This is a genomic window from Pseudoalteromonas sp. Z1A6 (assembly GCF_011378745.1).
Classification (GTDB): domain Bacteria; phylum Pseudomonadota; class Gammaproteobacteria; order Enterobacterales; family Alteromonadaceae; genus Pseudoalteromonas; species Pseudoalteromonas arctica.
On sequence record NZ_WTKW01000038.1, the window covers coordinates 1 to 18,784 of the forward strand.

Annotated in this window: 18 protein-coding genes and 4 tRNA genes; 13 read left to right on the forward strand and 9 right to left on the reverse strand. The window is 39.4% G+C overall.

Annotated elements, in window-relative coordinates:
• Positions 1–67: 67 nt before the first annotated feature.
• Positions 68–1,285 (reverse strand): S-methyl-5-thioribose kinase, encoded by a 1,218-nt coding sequence (gene mtnK / locus GQR46_RS04205; RefSeq protein ID WP_165729516.1) that lies wholly within the window; start codon positions 1,283–1,285, stop codon positions 68–70.
• Positions 1,286–1,414: 129 nt separating this feature from the next.
• Here mtnK and mtnA point away from each other — a divergent pair, with 129 nt between their 5' ends.
• A complete protein-coding gene (gene mtnA, locus GQR46_RS04210) occupies positions 1,415–2,443 on the forward strand; it encodes an S-methyl-5-thioribose-1-phosphate isomerase (RefSeq protein WP_165729515.1) in 1,029 nt (342 codons plus the stop codon).
• Here the strand turns inward: mtnA and GQR46_RS04215 are convergent.
• From GQR46_RS04215 to GQR46_RS04230, 4 genes are all read right to left on the reverse strand, one after another.
• Entirely contained in the window at positions 2,432–3,496 is a 1,065-nt protein-coding gene (locus GQR46_RS04215) for a RelA/SpoT domain-containing protein (RefSeq protein ID WP_101217511.1), read from the reverse strand. The genes mtnA and GQR46_RS04215 overlap by 12 nt on opposite strands.
• Positions 3,497–3,625: 129 nt before the next feature.
• A complete protein-coding gene (locus GQR46_RS04220) occupies positions 3,626–4,168 on the reverse strand; it encodes an acireductone dioxygenase (RefSeq protein WP_165740098.1) in 543 nt (180 codons plus the stop codon).
• Entirely contained in the window at positions 4,165–4,851 is a 687-nt protein-coding gene (gene mtnC, locus GQR46_RS04225) for an acireductone synthase (protein ID WP_165740100.1), read from the reverse strand. Before mtnC ends, GQR46_RS04220 begins: the two co-directional genes overlap by 4 nt.
• The gene (locus GQR46_RS04230; protein WP_165729512.1) at positions 4,848–5,477 is read right to left on the reverse strand and encodes a methylthioribulose 1-phosphate dehydratase; all 630 of its coding nucleotides are present in this window, start codon (positions 5,475–5,477) and stop codon (positions 4,848–4,850) included. Before GQR46_RS04230 ends, mtnC begins: the two co-directional genes overlap by 4 nt.
• Positions 5,478–5,585: 108 nt before the next feature.
• On the opposite strand from GQR46_RS04230, the gene GQR46_RS04235 reads away from it, so the two are divergent.
• The 3 genes from GQR46_RS04235 (at position 5,586) to GQR46_RS04245 (ending at position 8,980) form a co-directional block, all read left to right on the forward strand.
• Positions 5,586–6,728, forward strand: coding sequence for a methionine aminotransferase (locus tag GQR46_RS04235; protein ID WP_165740102.1), 1,143 nt, complete (start codon positions 5,586–5,588; stop codon positions 6,726–6,728).
• Positions 6,716–7,489, forward strand: coding sequence for an amidohydrolase (locus GQR46_RS04240; RefSeq protein WP_165740104.1), 774 nt, complete (start codon positions 6,716–6,718; stop codon positions 7,487–7,489). The genes GQR46_RS04235 and GQR46_RS04240 overlap by 13 nt, the downstream gene beginning before the upstream one ends.
• Before the next feature lie 75 nt (positions 7,490–7,564).
• Entirely contained in the window at positions 7,565–8,980 is a 1,416-nt protein-coding gene (locus tag GQR46_RS04245; protein WP_165740106.1) for a mannose-1-phosphate guanylyltransferase/mannose-6-phosphate isomerase, read from the forward strand.
• A gap of 30 nt (positions 8,981–9,010) precedes the next feature.
• Here GQR46_RS04245 and GQR46_RS04250 read toward each other — a convergent pair whose 3' ends face one another.
• The 3 genes from GQR46_RS04250 to GQR46_RS04260 form a co-directional block, all read right to left on the reverse strand.
• Positions 9,011–11,167 carry a response regulator gene (locus GQR46_RS04250; protein WP_165729508.1) on the reverse strand — a complete coding sequence of 719 codons (2,157 nt, stop codon included), beginning with the start codon at positions 11,165–11,167 and terminating at the stop codon, positions 9,011–9,013.
• 167 nt (positions 11,168–11,334) lie between these two features.
• Positions 11,335–11,991: a response regulator transcription factor gene (locus tag GQR46_RS04255; protein WP_004334929.1), complete on the reverse strand. Its 657-nt coding sequence runs from the start codon at positions 11,989–11,991 to the stop codon at positions 11,335–11,337.
• A 220-nt stretch (positions 11,992–12,211) separates the two neighbouring features.
• Positions 12,212–12,580 carry a histidine triad nucleotide-binding protein gene (locus GQR46_RS04260; protein WP_007579887.1) on the reverse strand — a complete coding sequence of 123 codons (369 nt, stop codon included), beginning with the start codon at positions 12,578–12,580 and terminating at the stop codon, positions 12,212–12,214.
• A gap of 92 nt (positions 12,581–12,672) precedes the next feature.
• Between GQR46_RS04260 and GQR46_RS04265 the strand changes: the two genes are divergently transcribed.
• Entirely contained in the window at positions 12,673–13,272 is a 600-nt protein-coding gene (locus tag GQR46_RS04265) for a DUF2057 domain-containing protein (RefSeq protein ID WP_121955040.1), read from the forward strand.
• 58 nt (positions 13,273–13,330) lie between these two features.
• Here the strand turns inward: GQR46_RS04265 and GQR46_RS04270 are convergent, their stop codons facing one another.
• The gene (locus GQR46_RS04270; RefSeq protein ID WP_165740108.1) at positions 13,331–15,172 is read right to left on the reverse strand and encodes a M1 family metallopeptidase; all 1,842 of its coding nucleotides are present in this window, start codon (positions 15,170–15,172) and stop codon (positions 13,331–13,333) included.
• A gap of 143 nt (positions 15,173–15,315) precedes the next feature.
• Between GQR46_RS04270 and murB the strand changes: the two genes are divergently transcribed.
• From murB to GQR46_RS04310, 8 genes are all read left to right on the forward strand, one after another.
• On the forward strand, positions 15,316–16,323 hold the full coding sequence (gene murB / locus GQR46_RS04275) for a UDP-N-acetylmuramate dehydrogenase (protein WP_165740110.1): 1,008 nt from the start codon (positions 15,316–15,318) through the stop codon (positions 16,321–16,323).
• Complete coding sequence (gene birA / locus GQR46_RS04280) at positions 16,323–17,315, forward strand: bifunctional biotin--[acetyl-CoA-carboxylase] ligase/biotin operon repressor BirA (protein ID WP_165740112.1); 993 nt, start codon at positions 16,323–16,325, stop codon at positions 17,313–17,315. The genes murB and birA overlap by 1 nt, the downstream gene beginning before the upstream one ends.
• Complete coding sequence (locus GQR46_RS04285) at positions 17,312–18,022, forward strand: type III pantothenate kinase (protein WP_165740114.1); 711 nt, start codon at positions 17,312–17,314, stop codon at positions 18,020–18,022. The genes birA and GQR46_RS04285 overlap by 4 nt, the downstream gene beginning before the upstream one ends.
• Before the next feature lie 126 nt (positions 18,023–18,148).
• Positions 18,149–18,224 (forward strand) — tRNA-Thr (locus GQR46_RS04290).
• Between the two features lie 40 nt (positions 18,225–18,264).
• Positions 18,265–18,349 (forward strand) — tRNA-Tyr (locus tag GQR46_RS04295).
• Between the two features lie 44 nt (positions 18,350–18,393).
• Positions 18,394–18,468, forward strand: a tRNA-Gly gene (locus GQR46_RS04300).
• An 11-nt stretch (positions 18,469–18,479) separates the two neighbouring features.
• Positions 18,480–18,555, forward strand: a tRNA-Thr gene (locus GQR46_RS04305).
• A 128-nt stretch (positions 18,556–18,683) separates the two neighbouring features.
• Positions 18,684–18,784, forward strand: a 101-nt coding sequence (locus GQR46_RS04310; protein WP_238322767.1) for a GTP-binding protein, incomplete at its 3' end; no start/stop codon positions are given.

Genomic DNA, 18,784 nt, shown 5'->3' on the forward strand with positions numbered 1-18,784 from the left:
TCCCCGCTAATTTCTTAGCAGGGATTTGTGTATAAGAGACAGCTAATAGCGCCTTTTTTAATGTTTTTTAATTTAATTGGCTTATTAATAAACTAAAAAATGCTTCTTTGTTGTTGCACGTGTGGGCATTCAAAATAAGTTGCTCGCCTAGTGCTAATGTTTGTTTTTGCACTATAAGACGCGCCTTATCATCACCAATACTATCTATATCGGTTACATGTGCGAGCCCTATGGTGCGCCTAATTAACTCAGCACCACAGTAACCAATGGCGTCTTGTAATACCCCTTTTATAAAGTATTCACTGTAGCCTGTAACCTTTAGCGCAACTTCAGTAGTGTGCTCATTTATAAGCGTAAGCCAATGTTGTTCAAATAAGGTATAGCATTCAACAAGGGTGCTTAATAAGTGGGTTTGATAATTACGACGAGTCAAAAAATCTTCAATATGCCCGTATTGTGCGCAGTAATTTAAAAGTAAATTACCAATAAAAGAGCCAATATCGAACCCAGTAGGACCAAAAAAACCAAACTCAGGATCGATCATCTTTGTATTATTACAATCAACAAAAATACTGCCGCTATGCATATCACCATGAAGTAATGTTTGCGGGTTAGATAAAAAATTAGCTTTTAGTTTTGCTATTTCTAACTTTAATGCGCTGTTCTTGTGTATTGCATCAACTTCGTTTTGTAGTTGCTTTGGGTAGTTATTGCGTTCGTGCTCAATGTACGGATCGCTAAAAAATAAGTCTTCAGTGATTTGGCAAAGCTCAGGGTTAGTAAATTGGCTAACGAGCGCTTTTTTAGTTTGTGCGGTTAAATAAAAATCTGAATTATAAAAACCAGTATGGCTTAAGTAGGTCGCTACGTGCTGCGCTAATTTAGGAAATTGCTCAGCATTATTTTGTGCAGTTCGCAGTATTTGTAAATTACCTAAATCTTCTAAAATAGTCAGTGCTTGCATTTCACTATAATGTAAAACCCTAGCAGTATAAGTTGGGCAAATAGCGCCATGATTAAGCAAAGCTTGTGCTTCTATACGAGCTCTATCAAGCGTTAATGGCCACGACTCACCCACGCAACGCGCATAAGGCAGAGCTTGCTTTAAAATAACACTATTGTTTTGCTCATCAGTAATTCTAAATACTAAATTAAGATTGCCATCACCAAACTCATATGCCGATAAGGCTTGTCCGGGAGCAAAAAAATTACATTGTTTAGATTCAATTAATGTCGATACATAATCGATAGCGCGCTGTGCATTAAAAGCAACATAGTTAGTCATGGTTTAAATCTCAAAAATCAGCTTTTAAGCATTCTATACCTTTAAATGTTTAGATGTCTACAAGTCCAACTTGAGAGTTATTCAAAGTGGTGTAAAATAACGTTACGCATTTTTAATACCTTAAGCATTATGCAAAATTTAATCGCAAGCAGTTTAAAATATGAAAACGGGTCGCTTAGTGTGCTCGACCAATATTTACTACCTCACCAGCAGGTATGGCATCAATGCCATGATGTAGAAACCATGAAAGAGCTGATCATTAGTTTAAAAGTACGTGGAGCTCCACTTATTGGTTTAAGCGCGAGCTTGTTAGTGGCGTATTTAGCTGAGCAAGGGGTAGTTAAAGGTGAGCTTGAAAAAGCAATCAATGAGCTAGAAGCCACTCGCCCAACGGCGGTTAATTTAATGCATTGTATGGCTGCATTGCGTAAAGCTTTAACGCAAAGCGGTTATGTTGCCGGTATTGTTACCACAGCTGAGCGGTTGTTTATTGAAGATATTGAGCTGTGTGAGCGAATGGCAAGCCGTGGCGCCGAACTTATAAATAGTGGCGACAACATATTAACCCATTGTAATACAGGGGCGCTTGCAACCGCTGGTATTGGTACTGCACTAGGTGTTATTTACAAAGCGCAGCAAAAATATGGCAACGTACATGTGTGGGTTGATGAAACACGACCATTATTACAAGGCGGTCGCTTAACTGCCTTTGAGCTTGAGCGCTGGAAAATACCTTACACTCTAATTTGCGATAATATGGCGGCGAGTTTAATGGCTGCAGGTAAGGTGGATAAAATAGTGGTAGGGGCTGATCGTATTGCTGCCAATGGTGATTTTGCCAATAAAGTGGGCACCTATAATTTAGCCGTACTTGCGTATTTCCATAACATTCCATTTTATGTAGTTGCGCCTATTACCACGCTTGATACCAACACCGCGTGTGGTAATGATATAGAAATAGAGCAACGTAATCCTCAAGAAGTGCGCGGAGTTAGCGGTAGCTTTGGTGAGGCTTTATGGGCGCCCACTAATGCTAATGTGTATAACCCTGCATTTGATATAACGCCGGCAAAACTGGTCACAGGGTGGGTGTTAGATACGGGTGTGTATAACCAGCAACAAGTATTAATGGGTAAACTTAAAGAGCTAACTCAATAATATGCGACTGAATTCTGAAAGAAACTCAGAGGTACTATTTAGGTAGTTGGGGTAGGCTTTTTCTATTGATTTCAAGTCGCTCCCTGCAACTAGAAGCACGTTATTGTGAGTTTGTTTTTCTTGTTCGGCGTAATGCGTTAGAGCTTCTTGCTTTTTATTTTCTGCATATAAAAAGACTCGACCCATTTGTGTTTCTGTGTTGTGAACGAGTAAAGCAAAGCCTGTATCTTTCGATTTATTTTTAATTTCGTCAACTTGGAATGCGCGATTAAATGCATCAAGCTTATGAAATGCGGCTAGCTTTTTATTTAGTGCCGAAAGCTCATCAACAAAGGTCTGCGATTGTTGTGAACTTAATTGATTTGAACCATCTTTGACTGCAAGAAACTCACCCATGATAAAAAATAATCGCTTCCAATCTGTGTCGGCTGCTTGGGGATTGGTTTTTAGTGTTTCTTTTTCAATAATATCTACAATTTCAACAGTAGTAGCCCAAAGGTGCTGAAGCCTAGTGCGTAACTGTACTTCAATTTGAAAGCCTTTATAATCGTGAGATTTTAAATTGTTATAACTTTTATAAACACGATGAATACCTCTATAGCCTGTCGCTTTTGGGTTTTCAATATAATCATATGATTTAACGCTATGAACTGCTCTACTCGAATCTAAACTTGCGTTGAGTTGATATAGATGCTCTAGATTATCTAAGATTACTCGGCAGCCACCTATGTCGTGCATTCGCTTCAGATTTATTGCGTTTTCACTTTTACCATCCAACGAGGCTCTTTGTAACTTATCTATAATAGTTGGCAAGCGCTTTAAGCGTCTAACTATAGTCGCCGATTCTAGCAAATGAAGCTTTTTTACATGTTTCCATACGAGGTTTTTAATAATAGTCAGCGGATATAAATGTGCTGCACGATAGTTTTGTACAACCTCTATTGCAAAGTCAAAATCACCTTCATTTTTACGAAAAATACGACCAGCCTTTTCAACTTGCTTACGTGAGTAGGCTAGTTGTTGTTTAGACTTTTGATATTGTTCGTTCACCATTGGAAAGTTACTCTTTATCAGCTGCATTGCTAAAATAATATTACAGAGTTAAGTGATTGAAGTCATCCTGCAAATTGCATAAATACGCTTATAGAAAATATAGTTTAGGCATGCGTGCACTGAGCTTTATTAATCGAGTAAGGGAAATTGCTCTGCAATAGACGAGTCAGTACTTTTTGCTACCCAGCCCTCTGTATTGTTAAATAAGCGAATGGCAGTAAACTCAGGAGCGCTTCCCATATCAAACCAATGCGGGGTAAGTTCAGGCACTGAAATTAAATCGCCTTGTTGGCAAAGTACCTGATAAACCTTATTGTCTAAATGTAGGCAAAATAGCCCTTGGCCTTTTACAAAAAAACGTACTTCGTCTTCACTATGAGTATGTTCAAATAAAAACTTTTTGCGCAGCTCTGATGAGGCAGGATTACCTTTAGCTAGAGATATAACGTCTACTGTTTGATAGCCATTTTCAGTTTTTAACCGATCTATATCGTTTTTGTACGCACTAATAATTTGCTCATGGGTGGTGTGCTCATTAATATCTGCATTTGCTTGCCACTGTTCAAAACGTACGTTTACTTTAGCTAGTTGCTTTGCAATATCATCAGCATTTGATGTGCTTACAAGTGCTTTGTTTGCATTGTTGTCGGCATACACTGTTAATTGGCTCATACTAATTGCTCCAATTTAAATTGGCTAAAGTCATTAATATAAGGATGTGTTTTGGTGTTTGCTTGCCCATCACGAATTAAATGTAATGTTTTTATGCCCGCAGCTTGCGCGGCATCAAGCTCGCCGGCTACATCACTTAAAAAGAGTATTTCTGCTGCTTTAAACGGTAACAGATCAACAATAGTGTTATAGGCTGTTTGCTCTTGTTTTGCGCCAACTTTGGTGTCAAAAAAGTCAGTAAACAAGCTGCGAATGTCGCCATAATCACTGTATTTAAAAAGTAGCTGCTGCGCTTTTACCGACCCTGACGAGTACACATACAAAGTAATATCGTTGTTGTGTTGAGCTTGTAAAAAATCAAATGCATCTGGGTATAAATGACCTTTAAAATCACCGTGTTCATACCCTGTTTGCCAGATTAAGCCTTGTAACTGCTTAAGTGGAGTGATTTTTTTATCTTCATCAATCCAGGTAAGTAAGGTGGTAATGACTTCTTCTATATTGGCGTTTGGCTTTTCGATAAGGGCTTTTACGGCACTAATTTGCTCAGCTACATCTGGCTTATTAGCATTGGCACGTACAAAGGTAGGTAATTGCTTTGCCGCGTAAGGAAACAGCACCTCTTTAACAAACGAGATGCGGGTTATTGTACCTTCGATGTCGGTTAAAATGGCTTTAATCATTTAGTTACTCCCGCTTGAATACCTATTATTTTTAGGCGCTCTAGTTCGCAACTAAATAAAAACTCTAAGGCTTCTAGGTGGCGGCGAACTTCATCAATATTGCGCCCTACAGCATATAAGCCATGACCACGTATAAGTACGCCATGCTCTATTGGTGTATGTAAATGATGGTCACTGACCAGCAGGCTTAATCGGTCAATATCTTGATCGTTATCGAAAATAGGAATGCTCAGCGTTTCTAAATGCGAAGTAAAGCCGCTCAGTGCTTTTTGCATTTCATAGCCTGTTAAATCAAGCTGATGCCTTTGGGTAATTTGCGACAGTATGGTGGCGGCTACAGAGTGAGTATGCAAAACACACTGTGCATCAGGTATAAGCTGATACAAACTTAGGTGTAATTGTGTTTCTGCCGATGGCTTTACAGCTCCTGCTAGGCGCTCGCCTTGGTGATCTAATTGCAAAAAATGCTCTTGCGTCAGTGAGCCTTTATCGTGCCCACTTGCTGTAACAACAAAGCCAGTGCTAGTACGAGCTGAAAAGTTTCCACCTGTTGCGGGTACCCAGCCTTTTTGGCTAACCCATTTTCCGGCTTCAATAAGTTGTGAAATAGCGGTATTGTTTTGCATACATTCCTCACTAATGAGCGTAAAGTTAATTGTTTTTAGACGGCTATACTTCTGTTTTAAGCAATGATAGCATCGCTTTAAGCGCAAAACCATCATTAAGGGCATCACGTGTTTGAAAGTAAATTACCAAATTTAGGCGTTAGTATATTTAGCCAAATGAGCGGGTTGGCTAATGAGTTTTCGGCAATTAATCTCTCTCAAGGCTTTCCTGAGTTTGATGCTCCTGATCTTTTAAAAACGCAGTTAAATTATTATGTGCAGCAGGGCGTTAATCAATATTCACCTTCAAGTGGTGTACCACGATTACAGCAACAAATTGCTGATTTAGCAAAGCGCAAATATGCAGCTGATATCAACGCAGCTGATCAAGTTACTGTTACCTCAGGTGCAACAGAGGCATTGTTTGTGGCTATTCAAACAATTGTGCGCCCAAGTGATGAAGTGATTGTATTTGACCCTGCATATGACTCTTACCAACCGGCAATTGAACTCGCTGGTGGAAAGTCAGTACACATTGCTTTAAGTGCGCCAAATTACACTATTGATTGGCAAGTAGTAAGCCAAGCAATTACTAAAAATACCCGTGCAATTATTATTAATACGCCTCATAACCCAAGCGGTAAAATATTACAGCCACAAGATATAAAAGCGCTTAAAGAGTTAGTTGGTACTCACAATTTGTATGTAATAAGCGATGAGGTATATGAGCACATTACGTTTGATGAACAACCGCATTTAAGCGTATTACGCGATGATGAATTATTTGCCAAAAGCTTTGTTGTATCGAGTTTTGGTAAAACGTTTCACAGCACGGGCTGGAAAATGGGTTACTGTATTGCACCTGCAGATTTAGCTGTCGAATTTAGAAAAATTCATCAGTACGTTACGTTTTCAAGTTTTACCCCCGCACAGCATGCGCTTGCCGATATGCTCGAGCAGCAAGGCGAGCATATAGATGAGCTAAGTGGGTTTTATCAGCAAAAACGCGACTTATTAGCGAGTCATTTAAGTAACAGCCGTTTTAAAATTTTACCTAGCCAGGGCACTTACTTTTTATTGTTAGATTACAGCGATGTATCGGATTTAAACGATGTTGATTTTTGCCACTGGTTAGTTGAGCAAGCCGCTGTTGCGGCTATTCCGTTAAGTGTTTTTTATCAAAATCCACCAACCGACAAAGTCATTCGTTTATGCTTTGCTAAAAACGACAACACTCTCATAGAGGCTGCGCAAATATTATGTCAACTTTAACCATTACAGCATTGCAAAGCTCGCTTTATTGGCTTGATAAAGATGCTAATTTAGCCATGTTTAATAAGCAGCTTGAGTCAATTACGCATCAGCCCGATCTTATTTTATTGCCCGAAACATTCTCGACTGGCTTTGCTATTAATTTAGATTGTGCAGAGCCCGAAAACGGTAAAGTACTGACGTGGTTAAAGGCGCAGGCTCATAAACATAATGCGTTTATTGCGGGTTCGGTACTTGTTGCACAAGGCGATAAAAAAGCAAATCGGTTTTATTGGGTAAAACCCGATGGAGAGGTGAGTTATTACGATAAGCGCCATTTATTTCGCTTAGGCAGTGAGGGTGACTACGTTGTAGCAGGGCAAGCACGCAAAGTTTTTGAAATCAATGGTTTTAAACTATTACCGCAGGTATGTTACGACCTGCGCTTTCCGGTATTTCAACGTAATAATAACGACTACGATGTAATGATAAACGTAGCAAACTGGCCTGCTGTGCGCCGCCATATTTGGGATACGTTACTTATGGCGCGTGCAATGGAAAACCTGTGTTACGTAGTAGGCGTTAATCGTGTGGGTGACGACGGTAATGGTGTGGCGCACAATGGCGGTACCGCAGTATACGACTTCAAAGGCGATGCGTTAACTAAAGCGCAAGATGACGCAGAGCAACTAGTTACTATCACACTTGAAAAAGCACCACTGGATGAGTTTAAAGCAGCGTTTCCTGCCTATTTAGATGCAGACCCTTTTACATTAATATAGACACGTTAATTTAGCGCAGAGCCAATAAAGTGTTAAAATAGTCGCAGATATTTTTGTTGGCGGCTAATATACATTATGAACACTTTAATCACTCCTGTAATTTTAGCTGGTGGCATAGGCTCTCGCTTGTGGCCGCTTTCTCGCCAAGCAATGCCTAAACAATTTTTACCACTACTAAATGAAAACACGTCATTACTGCAAAGTACATTGGCGCGTGTTTCTAATGAGTTGTTTGATAATGCTATTTTAGTGTGTAATGAGCAGCACCGATTTATTGCCGCCGAGCAAGCTGCAAGCTCAATTCCTACTGCATTATTACTCGAACCCAAAGGTAAAAATACCGCTCCTGCCATCGCATTAGCCGCCCACTATGCACTGCAAAATGGGATTACCGGTCCGCTATTAGTGATGCCTGCCGATCATCATATTAAAAACTTTGATGTATTAACAGCTAAGCTCCCTGAAGCTGTAAAACTTGCTGCGCAAGGAAAGCTAGTTACATTTTCGATTACTCCTACAGAACCGCATACTGGTTATGGCTATATAAAACAAGGCGCGGCTATTGCTGGAACGGGTTGTTACGATGTTGCTCAATTTAAAGAAAAGCCTGACTTAGATACAGCGAACCGTTATTTAGCTCAAGGTGGTTATAGCTGGAATAGCGGCATGTTTTTATTTACCCCAGCGACCTATTTAAAAGAGCTCGAGCGGTTTGCGCCAAAAATAGCAACGAGTGTCGCTGCAGCAACACAATTTACTAAAGATTTAGGGTTTACCCGCCCAAGCAATAGTGCGCTTGAGCACTGCCCAAGCGATTCAATTGATTACGCTATTTTAGAGCGCAGTAATAACGTAGTTGTTATGCCTGTTGATTTAAAATGGAGTGATGTAGGTAGTTTTTCATCCCTTGATGCGCTTACAAAAAAAGATGAAAACGGTAATAGCTTAAATGCTAATTATATGGCTCAAAAAAGCACTAATAACTTAGTTATTAACGAGACTGAACACACTATTGCCACGCTTGGAGTAAGCAATTTAGCAATTATTCATACTCATGATGCCACGTTAATTGCAAACCAAAATGAGCTAGATTCTTTGCCTTTGTTGCTTAAGCAAATTGCTACAACACAGGCCGATAAACTTAACCATCATCAAGTGGTTTTTCGCCCATGGGGGAATTACCGTACTTTGGTTGAAGGCACTGGCTTTAAAGTTAAAAAAATTACTGTTAATAGCGGTGCTAAGCTTTCGACGCAGCGCCATCAGCATCGTGCTGAACATTGGGTTGTGGTTTCGGGTATTGCAGATGTGTGTATTAATGAGCAAGCGCATACGCTAACGCACGACCAATCGTGTTATATCGCCGCAAAGCAAATTCATAGCTTGGCTAATAATCAAAAAGAGCCGTTAATTGTCATTGAAGTGCAAACCGGTGCTGTACTTGATGAAAGCGATATAGAGCGATTTGATGATAAATATGGAAGAGGCTAATAATTAGCTATTTTTAAAGCTAATTCACTATTACTCTAACTGCCCACGCACAAACTTTAAATATTGCTCTAAGCTGCGTTGCCACAGATCTAACGCTTCATCAAGCATATCGTTGTGTGGCTTTTTATCGAGTAAACGACGTTCTATTTTTTTCAGCTCAATACCATAGCGATTAAAACCAAGTTGCAGAGCGGTACTTGCTTGGCGATGTAAAAGCTTAATGCATTGCTCTGGTTGTTGATCAATAAGCTTTTGACAGCGAATTAGCTTGTTACGCGCCGAAAGCACAAACTCATTATAAATCGACGATACTTCATCTTCACTAAACGAGCTGGTGAGTGTTTCGGCCGCTGTTTTGTCATACAACGTATCAATAAGCTCTACTGCAATACTCGCAGTTTGATTAGATTGAGAGTCGCTAAGTGCTTGGCGAAGCTTTTCGTGCTTAATAGGCTTGCCTACAATGTCTTTTATTCCTAATTCTAAATACTCTTTTACTTCGTCTGGGCTAAGGCTTGCAGTAAATGCGAGTACTGGAGTTCGTTGATTTTTATGATCAATGCGTTTTAGACGTTTAAGTACTTCTTGGCCTGTTAAATCAGGTAGATTCATATCAAGCAAAACAACATCGAAGTGGTGAGCTTGCATGAGCTCTATGGCGCTTTTCCCATCTTTTGCGAGCTTAATTTTGTGTTCATCGTCGGCCATAAATTCTATAGCAATTTTTTGATTTAAATCTAAATCTTCAACCAGTAGTACATTAAGACCTGTTAAGTAATCTTTAGTTTGATGGCGCTGCTCTACAAGGCTTAATTCACCTAAAGTAAAAGTAACGGTAAAGCTAAATACACTACCAGTACCAAGCTGGCTGGCTATTTCGAGTCGGCTACTGAGCTTTTCAAGCAGGCGACTGGTAATAGCTAAACCAAGGCCGGTTCCGCCTTTCTCTTTTCCTGCACTACTTTGTACATAAGGTTCTGTTAAGTAGGCTATCTCATCATTTTCTATACCTGGCCCTGAATCTTTGACACTAATTTTTATAGTGTGCTCAAGTTGTTTTTCTAATACTAAATCAACCTGAATTTTAACGGTTCCGTGGTCTGTAAACTTAATGGCATTACCCACTAAATTAATAATTATTTGCCTAAGTTTTTGCTGGTCGCAGTAATAACAGGCTTGCTCAGGAATATTACATATTAGTTCAAACTTGAGTTGCTTTTGCTCGGCGAGAGGGCTTAGTAATAAACATAAATTATTAAGCCATGTTTTAAACTCTACATCTTCTTCGTAAAGCGCTTCGTCACTTTGATCTAGGCTCGCGTAATCAAGGACCTTATCTACCAATAAGTTAAGTGATTCGGCAGAATTTATAATCGCTTCGCAATAGGCTTTATTGCGGGTATCACTTGTTTGGTTCATAACAAGTTGGGCGCTGCCTAAAATACCGTTTAGCGGCGTGCGAATTTCGTGGCTTATAGTTGATAAAAAGAGCCCGCGTATTTCTAAATCTTTTTGTGCTTTATCGGCTAATTTATTGAGGTGCTGCTCTCTGCGCTCATTACATAATAACGCCATACCTGCAGCATAAAACATGGGTGCAATCACGCCATTTAAAAATAGCAAAGAGCTAAACCAGCCGTTTACTAAAAGATTTTTTTGTTCAATGTTATCCATAAATAACGAGCGGCCAATAAAGCTTAAAGCAACAAGCGTTAAAATGGTTATGTATACAATACTGCCATTAGGATAGGGTTTGCGTGCACACTTAATAAATATAAACAGTAAAAAACCGGCTTCTGCTATGTGTTGTATATCGGATGCAATCACTCTTTCGTGTAAAGATGGGTCAAAAAAGGTGTAATAGCCAAGCATTACAGTGCAAAAAGCGGTCACTGAGCAGAGTAATTTAAAACCAATACCGCGATAATTTAAAAATTGACTAAGTGAAAGGCAGTGCACTATTGATGCGGCAAACATCATGCTACTGGCAGCGCTAATAATTACTAAATTATGTGTATCACCAACAAGAGTAAAGCCAATAACAGAGCCTAATAGCAATATGGGATAAAAAATGTATAGCAGCGTGCCCGATATTTGTTTGTTTGTTCGCCATGTCAAAAAGTTAAGTAAGGTCATTACGACCATGATGGCGATGCTGGCAAAATAAAGAGTGAAGGAGTCGAGCATTAATATTCCAGCAAAGTAGCTATTAAACTAAGATTATCAAAAGTATACACTTATACCAATTATCAAAACAGATCACTTAGGCAAGCAAATTGGTATTAAATAAGTGTGTAACACATACAAAAACAGACACCTAAGTGTCTGCTTTTAAATTTAAACTAAATATTTGATTAACGAATTTCATCAGGGATATTTTGTTGTGCCCACGATAGAAGTTCAATACGGTTACGACATTTGGTTTTTCTAAATGCGCTGTATAAATGTGTTTTAACAGTATGTGGACTAATACTTAAATCTTCTGCGATCTCTTTATTTTTGGAACCTTTACTCATTAGTGAGATTATTGCTTTTTCTCGCTTAGTAAGTTTAACAGGCTCAATATCACCTTCGGTTAGTTTATGCAGCGCATCTTTATTAAATTGCAGCATACGATTTAATGCATTACACATAATATCGCGACGGTACCAAAGTTGATCTTCAAGTAGTAAGCGAATACCTTTCATTAATACATCGGCGTTATCTGTTGTGTAAAATACGCCACGAATACCGCTTAACAATGCACGATTAGCAAGCTCAGGGTTTTCGTCTAAATTAAATAATATGATATCGCATTTAATACGTAGGTTTACTAGTTGTTCTTTTAGTTTTCCCCATGCATCCTTGCTTGATGTTTCAATAAACAAAAGTCGAGTCCCTTCAGGTATGTCTAAAATATTAGTACCTGTGGTTACGTCAAGGCCTTGCGTTTTTAACAAAGGTTCTAAAACGTTAATACCAATAGTGTTAATTGGCTCTTGATCTAATAACAAAAAGGCTGAACTGCTCATGTTTTTTATACTCTTTTATAAAGCTGACTGACTAAGTTTACCACGACTTCCACACCTTTTGTATTAGAAAATCGCTGATGTACTCAATAACAAATACGATATTACGATTATTTAAACACAAAATGTTGCAAATAAGTAACTATTTATTCTTTATAACTATGAAAAATCATAACATTTGTAACTAATTAATTGAGTGGAACAATTTAATAAAAACTTTTAATTATTTTACTTTTTTTACATTTTGATAAGGTGGCCAGCCCATTTCTTTACCGCCAAGCATGTGTAAATGTATGTGATAAACAGTTTGCCCACCATGTTCGTTACAGTTCATAACTACGCGGTATCCGTCCTCAGCAAAATTATGTTGCTTAGCTAATTTAGCTGCAACTACGTATAAGTTGCCTACTAAATGTGAGTTTTCAGGATTTATATCATTTATAGTAGCAATTGCTTTTTTTGGGATAATTAACACATGAAATGGCGCTTGTGGGTTTATATCTTTAAATGCGAGAGTGTTTTCATCTTCGTAAATAATATCTGCCGGGATTTCACGATTAATGATTTTGGTAAAAATAGTTTCTTGGCTCATAGTGTGTTCCTAATTAAGTGTTGTGAATTTTAAGCTCACTAATGACAAACTTTCAAAGCAGTGTCAAACTGAAATCAAATAAAGGAGTTAATATGCTTAAACCAATTTTAATAAGTAGTGCAGTTGCATTACTACTTAGTTTTTCGGCTAATGCTGAGAATATTCACTTTCCAGAAGAATTTGTACCACTGCAAGTGGGCGATAAAATGCTAGAAAGCTCTTTGTTTAGTCGTATTGATGATGTAGAGCTTGCTCCCGGAACTTATCAGCTTAGGCTAAAGTACACCGATTTATATGAAGATGATTATGACACGCACGAAGTTGTGGAGTCGGAACCATTTTGGGTAAGTGTAACTGTTGAAGCAGGTAAAGATTATACCTTAGTGTTTAATCGTGCTGAAAATGCAGTATCTGCAAAAGTATTTGCAGAAGCACCACAAGTTAGTTTAAAAGCAAAAAGTAGCGCTGTTGCTAAGCCTTTAAGTGTTATTTCTAACACGCAACTAGCAAGCAATAAACCGGTAATGCAAAATACATTGCCTGCAGGACCTTCACGTCCTAGTCAGCCGATAAAGCCGATAGCACCAATTACAGGTAAAGGAATGCCAAGTGCGCCGCAAATGCTTGATTTTTGGTGGCAACAAGCCACAACTGCAGAGCGTAAAGCTTTTTTAGAAAAAGTAACAAAGTAAAATAACAGAAAAACAAAAGGGCCAAATTTGGCCCTTTTTAGTTTCTAGTTAACGCTATTTATTCAAATAATGCGTCAATAGTACCTTGCGCAAGAGGGTGATACCCAGGGCGTGCTTTTAAGTACACGCTTTGTGCCCAGTCTTTTTTACCGTTAGTGATAAGTGATTTATATAACGGCACAATTAACTTACGACGGCCAATACCTGATAAGTGCTTATTAAGCGCAGGATAAATTGGTTGATAACCATTACCTACTGCTAGCATAAACCAAGCAAACGCACGTTCAGCGTTAGTTGATTGCGTTAGGTTAAATTCACTATCAAGCTCGCTCATTTTCTCTATGCTTAAATCGCGTGGTAAGTTATTTAAAAAGTGTAGCCACTCATGTACAGACCAATCAGCCGTTGGTAGTTGAGCTGCTGTTGTGTCGCCTTTCAACCATGCTGCTGTTGCAGTATCTACTTTATCAAATGCATCAGAAGTAGGGTTTGGTGCATCACTTGGTAAGCCAGGTTCAAAAATCCACTCGTTTACTTTATCCATGCTTACAACACCAGGATACTTTTCAATTAAGTTAGCTTTTAAGTAAGTAACAAATTGTGCAGTAGTCAGTGATTTAAACGAAAACTCTTTAAAGTACGCTTTCACAAATGGGTCAAATTTATCGCGACCGTATTTGTTTTCTAAGTAAATTAAGAATAGTTGACCTTTAGTGTAAGGCACTGAGCTAAATGCATCGTCTGGATCGCGTCCGTTAAGTTTTAAATTAAGGCGAGTGTCTGGCGCGTCAATTGTTTTAAGTTGCGCACGTAGTGATGCAGAATCAAGTGCTTGTTCCATAACCGCACGGTCACGGCCAAATACTTCTTCCATAATGCGGTTTTCAACGTACGAGGTAAAACCTTCGTTTAACCATAAATCTTCCCACGTTGCGTTAGTTACTAAGTTACCTGACCAAGAATGAGCAAGCTCATGGGCAATAAGGTTAACTAAGCTTTTATCACCGGCAACAACCGTTGGAGTTATAAATGATAAGCGTGGGTTTTCCATGCCACCAAACGGAAAACTTGGCGGTAGCATTAATAAGTCGTAGCGACCCCATGCATATTCGCCGTACATGGCGTTTGTTTTGTCGATCATGGCTTGGGTGTCGTCAAATTCAGCAACTGAGGCATCTAAAATTGTCGGCTCAGCAAATATGCCCGTTTGGTGCGACATTGCTTTAAATTCTAAGTTACCTGCGCCAATAGCAATTAGGTAAGGTGAAATTGCTTGCGGCATATCAAAAATGTAGTCGCCATCTTTATAAAGCGCATCTTTGTTATCGGCACTCATTACAGCGCGTATATCTTTTGGTGTATGAATTCGTGCAGAGTAAGTTACACGCATTGCAGGTGTATCTTGCACTGGGATCCAACTACGTGCATGAATTGCTTGCGATTGGCTGTACATAAATGGATGCGTTTTACTTGCCGTTTGCTCTGGTGTTAACCATTGCAGGCCTGATGCCTCTGGGCGGCTGTTATAGTAAATACGCACTACTTCAGCTTGGTTTTTAAACTTAATAGTAAGCTTTGAACCTTTAACGTCATCACGCTTAGCTAAATCAAAAGTTGCTTTTTTCCAGTTACCGCTTTGATCTTTGTACATTACTTTATCAATGTCTAAGTCGCGGGTATCAAGTACAAGCGTTCTGCTTTTGCTGTTGTTCCACTGAAGAGTATGCTCAACAAAACCTTCTAACTGCTTGTCGGCAAAGTCGACATCTAAATCAAGGTTTAAGTGAGTAGTAACAACATCATCAAGGTTAGCATACGAGTTTTGGTCAATCGCATTAGCCATTGCTTGCGAACACATACCCGCCATAGCGAGGCTTAAAAAAAGAGGTTTAATTTTCATCATTACTCTGAACACAAATAAAAAAGTGATGGTTTTATATCACGATTGGCACGGTGGGTTGAGTGATTTTTACAATCTAGTGCCACATTTGCGACGATGAGGTAAACTATTGCGATTAGTTACCGGTATTTTTAGAGAGCTTTGTGGCGCATTCATTACACTCCTTACATACATTCGCATTAAACAGCCAATGCCAAAATTTTGTTGAAATTACTCAGCTTGAGCAACTTAAAACGCAAAGTTTTAGTGCACCGTTTTGTTTGCTAGGCGAGGGCAGTAATACCGTATTTTTAAATGACTACATGGGTACGGTTATAAAAATAGCCTTAAAAGGTATTAAAATCACCGAGCGTGAGAGCGACACACTAATAAGTATTGCTGCAGGCGAAAACTGGCATCAACTAGTCAGTTATTTATTAGAGAAAAATATACCCGGGCTTGAAAATCTAGCTCTTATACCGGGTACGGTTGGCGCATCGCCGGTGCAAAATATTGGTGCTTATGGCGTTGAGATAGCTAAATTTATAGAGTCGGTAGAATACTTTGATATAACCACTAAAACTATGCACTCGCTAAATAATACGCAATGTGAATTTGCCTACAGAGACTCAATATTTAAACATGACCTTAAAAATAAAGCGGTGATCACGCAAGTGCATTTAGCGCTTCCAAAAAAGTGGCAACCAGTTTTAAGTTATGGCCCTTTGCAGCAGCTAGATGTTATTACACCGCAAGCAGTGTTTGAGCAGGTTATAAAAACGCGTAATAGTAAATTACCAAACCCATATACATTGCCAAATGCGGGCAGTTTTTTTAAAAACCCAATAATAACTAACCCCCAGTTAGCTGAGCTATTAAAACAATTTGCAGATTTACCCCATTACGAATATGGGGACAGCCATCACAAGGTAGCGGCTGGTTGGTTAATCGATCGAAGTGGTTTAAAAGGATACCGCGAGGCAGGTGTAGAAGTGCATGAACAACAAGCGCTAGTGCTTGTTAATCACGGAAATAGTGAAGGTAGTGACCTAATAAAAATGATTAAACATATTCAGCAAGTTGTTTATACGCGCTACAACATTATGCTTGAGCACGAAGTACGTTTAATTAATCAAACTAGCGAATGTCATATTAGTGTGGAGCCAATATAATGAAAGCACCTGATGGAAACAAACTCGCTATTTTAAATGCACTCAACCAAGGTGGCTTTGTATCTGGGCAAGCTTTAGGTGAAGAGCTTGGAATTAGTCGAGCTGCGGTTAGTAAACATATTAAAACGTTACAAGAAATGGGCTTGGATATTTTTAAAGTAACCGGCAAAGGCTATTGCTTAAATAACCAAGTGGGCCTTTTAAATAAAACGCAAATTGATCAGCACTACAAAGCGCTAGGTGCTAATACTGCCGATGTAGAAGTGCACCCTATTATTGATTCGACCAACAGCGAGCTTATGCGCCGTATACAGGCTAAAACAGCGGTTGAGTCTGGCACTGTTATTGTTGCTGAAATGCAGCAAGCAGGGCGCGGCCGACGCGGCCGTGTTTGGCAATCCCCATTTGGCGCTAATTTGTATTACAGTTACTTTTGGCGTTTAGATGACGGGCTTCAAGCTGCAATGGGTGTATCAATTGCGGTAGGCCTTGCTGTTTATGATGCAATTAAAGCGTTATACCAAATTGACGTAGAGCTTAAATGGCCTAACGATATTTATATAAATAAACAAAAACTTGCAGGTGTATTGGTTGAACTCGACGGACAGCCGCAAGGACCTTGTCAGTTAGTGATTGGTATAGGTATTAATTTACAAATGCCTGAGAGTTTTAGCCAACATATAGACCAAGCGTGGACCGACTTAAATCAACATACTCAAAAGCTTGATAAAAACCAGCTGGTGGCGTCACTTACTTATCATTTAGAGCAGCGTTTAGTGCAGTATAGTCAAACTGGTTTGCAAAATATGTATGAGCAATGGAATTCACTCAATGCGTTTGCTGGCGATTACGTTGAGCTAAATACTGGGCACAGAAGCTGGCGTGGAATATGTGAAGGCATTGACCCACAAGGTGGAATACGAATTCGCCAAGACGGTGAAGTAAAAAGTTATTACGGCGGGGAAGTCTCTCTTCGAAAGGCGCAAGTATGAGATTACTGATCGATGTAGGAAATACATCACTAAAAGCTGTGCTGTGGCATAACGAGCAAGCACAACCAGCAGATATAAATAACCTACCTTGGGTGCAAATAACCGAAGTGATTTATGCATGCGTAGGGCGCAGTGATTTACTGAGCGATATTTTCGCGCAAGCGGCTAGCAATAATATCATTTGCTTTGAAGCTAAGGTAACCAAAACGCTTGGAGGATTAATCTGCGCATACGAGCATGTGGGTAACTTAGGTATAGATAGGTGGTTGGCGCTTATTGCAGGCTTTAAGTTATACCCACATAAAGCATGTATTGTTGTTGATGCAGGCACCGCCACCACAATTGATGTGCTCAATAGTGAAGGGCTACATTTAGGTGGCTGGATTTTACCCGGGCTTGATTTAATGACCTCGTCGCTTACGCAAAACACCCAACGTGTTTTTGATGACGGTAAAACACCATTTACTAATGAATTGGGTAAAAACACGCCAAATGGTTTAAAAAATGGTGCATTAGTGGCAACCATCGGGGCAATTGAGCAAGCTAAGCTGCATTTAACGGCTCAAAAAACAGAACAAGCAACACAAATTATTTTTGCTGGTGGCTATGGCTCACTATTACAGCAGCAATTTGCAGGAAGTATTTTTGATTCATTGCTTGTAATGAAGGGACTAAATTATTGGCGCGAACTAAGCAAAATAGTATAAAAAAGTGAAAAAAACGTGTTTTCGCGTGAATATTGAGCATTTAAACTAAAAATTTACACTTTTTTTAATTTTATTGTTGCATCCCAATAAACCTTACTCTAATATCTCGCCCCGTACTAAAGCAGTGCCGACTTAGCTCAGCTGGTAGAGCAACTGACTTGTAATCAGTAGGTCAACCGTTCGACTCGGTTAGTCGGCACCACTTTCCTTTTACCGGAAGTGAATTAGTAGAGAATTATCGTGGAGGGGTTCCCGAGCGGCCAAAGGGATCAGACTGTAAATCTGACGGCTCAGCCTTCGCTGGTTCGAATCCAGCTCCCTCCACCACTTTATTCTTGACGGTTAGAGGTAGTTTAAGAACAGATTTTTATGCGGGCATCGTATAATGGCTATTACCTCAGCCTTCCAAGCTGATGATGCGGGTTCGATTCCCGCTGCCCGCTCCAGTTCTTGTGTTGCTGATATAGCTCAGTTGGTAGAGCGCACCCTTGGTAAGGGTGAGGTCGGCAGTTCGACTCTGCCTATCAGCACCAGTCATAAGAATCTCCTTGATTACTTCCTTTATCTGTCAGAAAATACTATTTGAAAAAATTAACTTAATCTACCTATGGTGGATTATTTTCATATGTAATTTAGATACACAAAACTGATAGGTTCCGTCATGGCAAAAGAAAAGTTTGAACGCGTAAAACCGCACGTAAACGTTGGTACAATTGGCCACGTTGACCACGGTAAAACTACACTAACTGCAGCAATCACTAA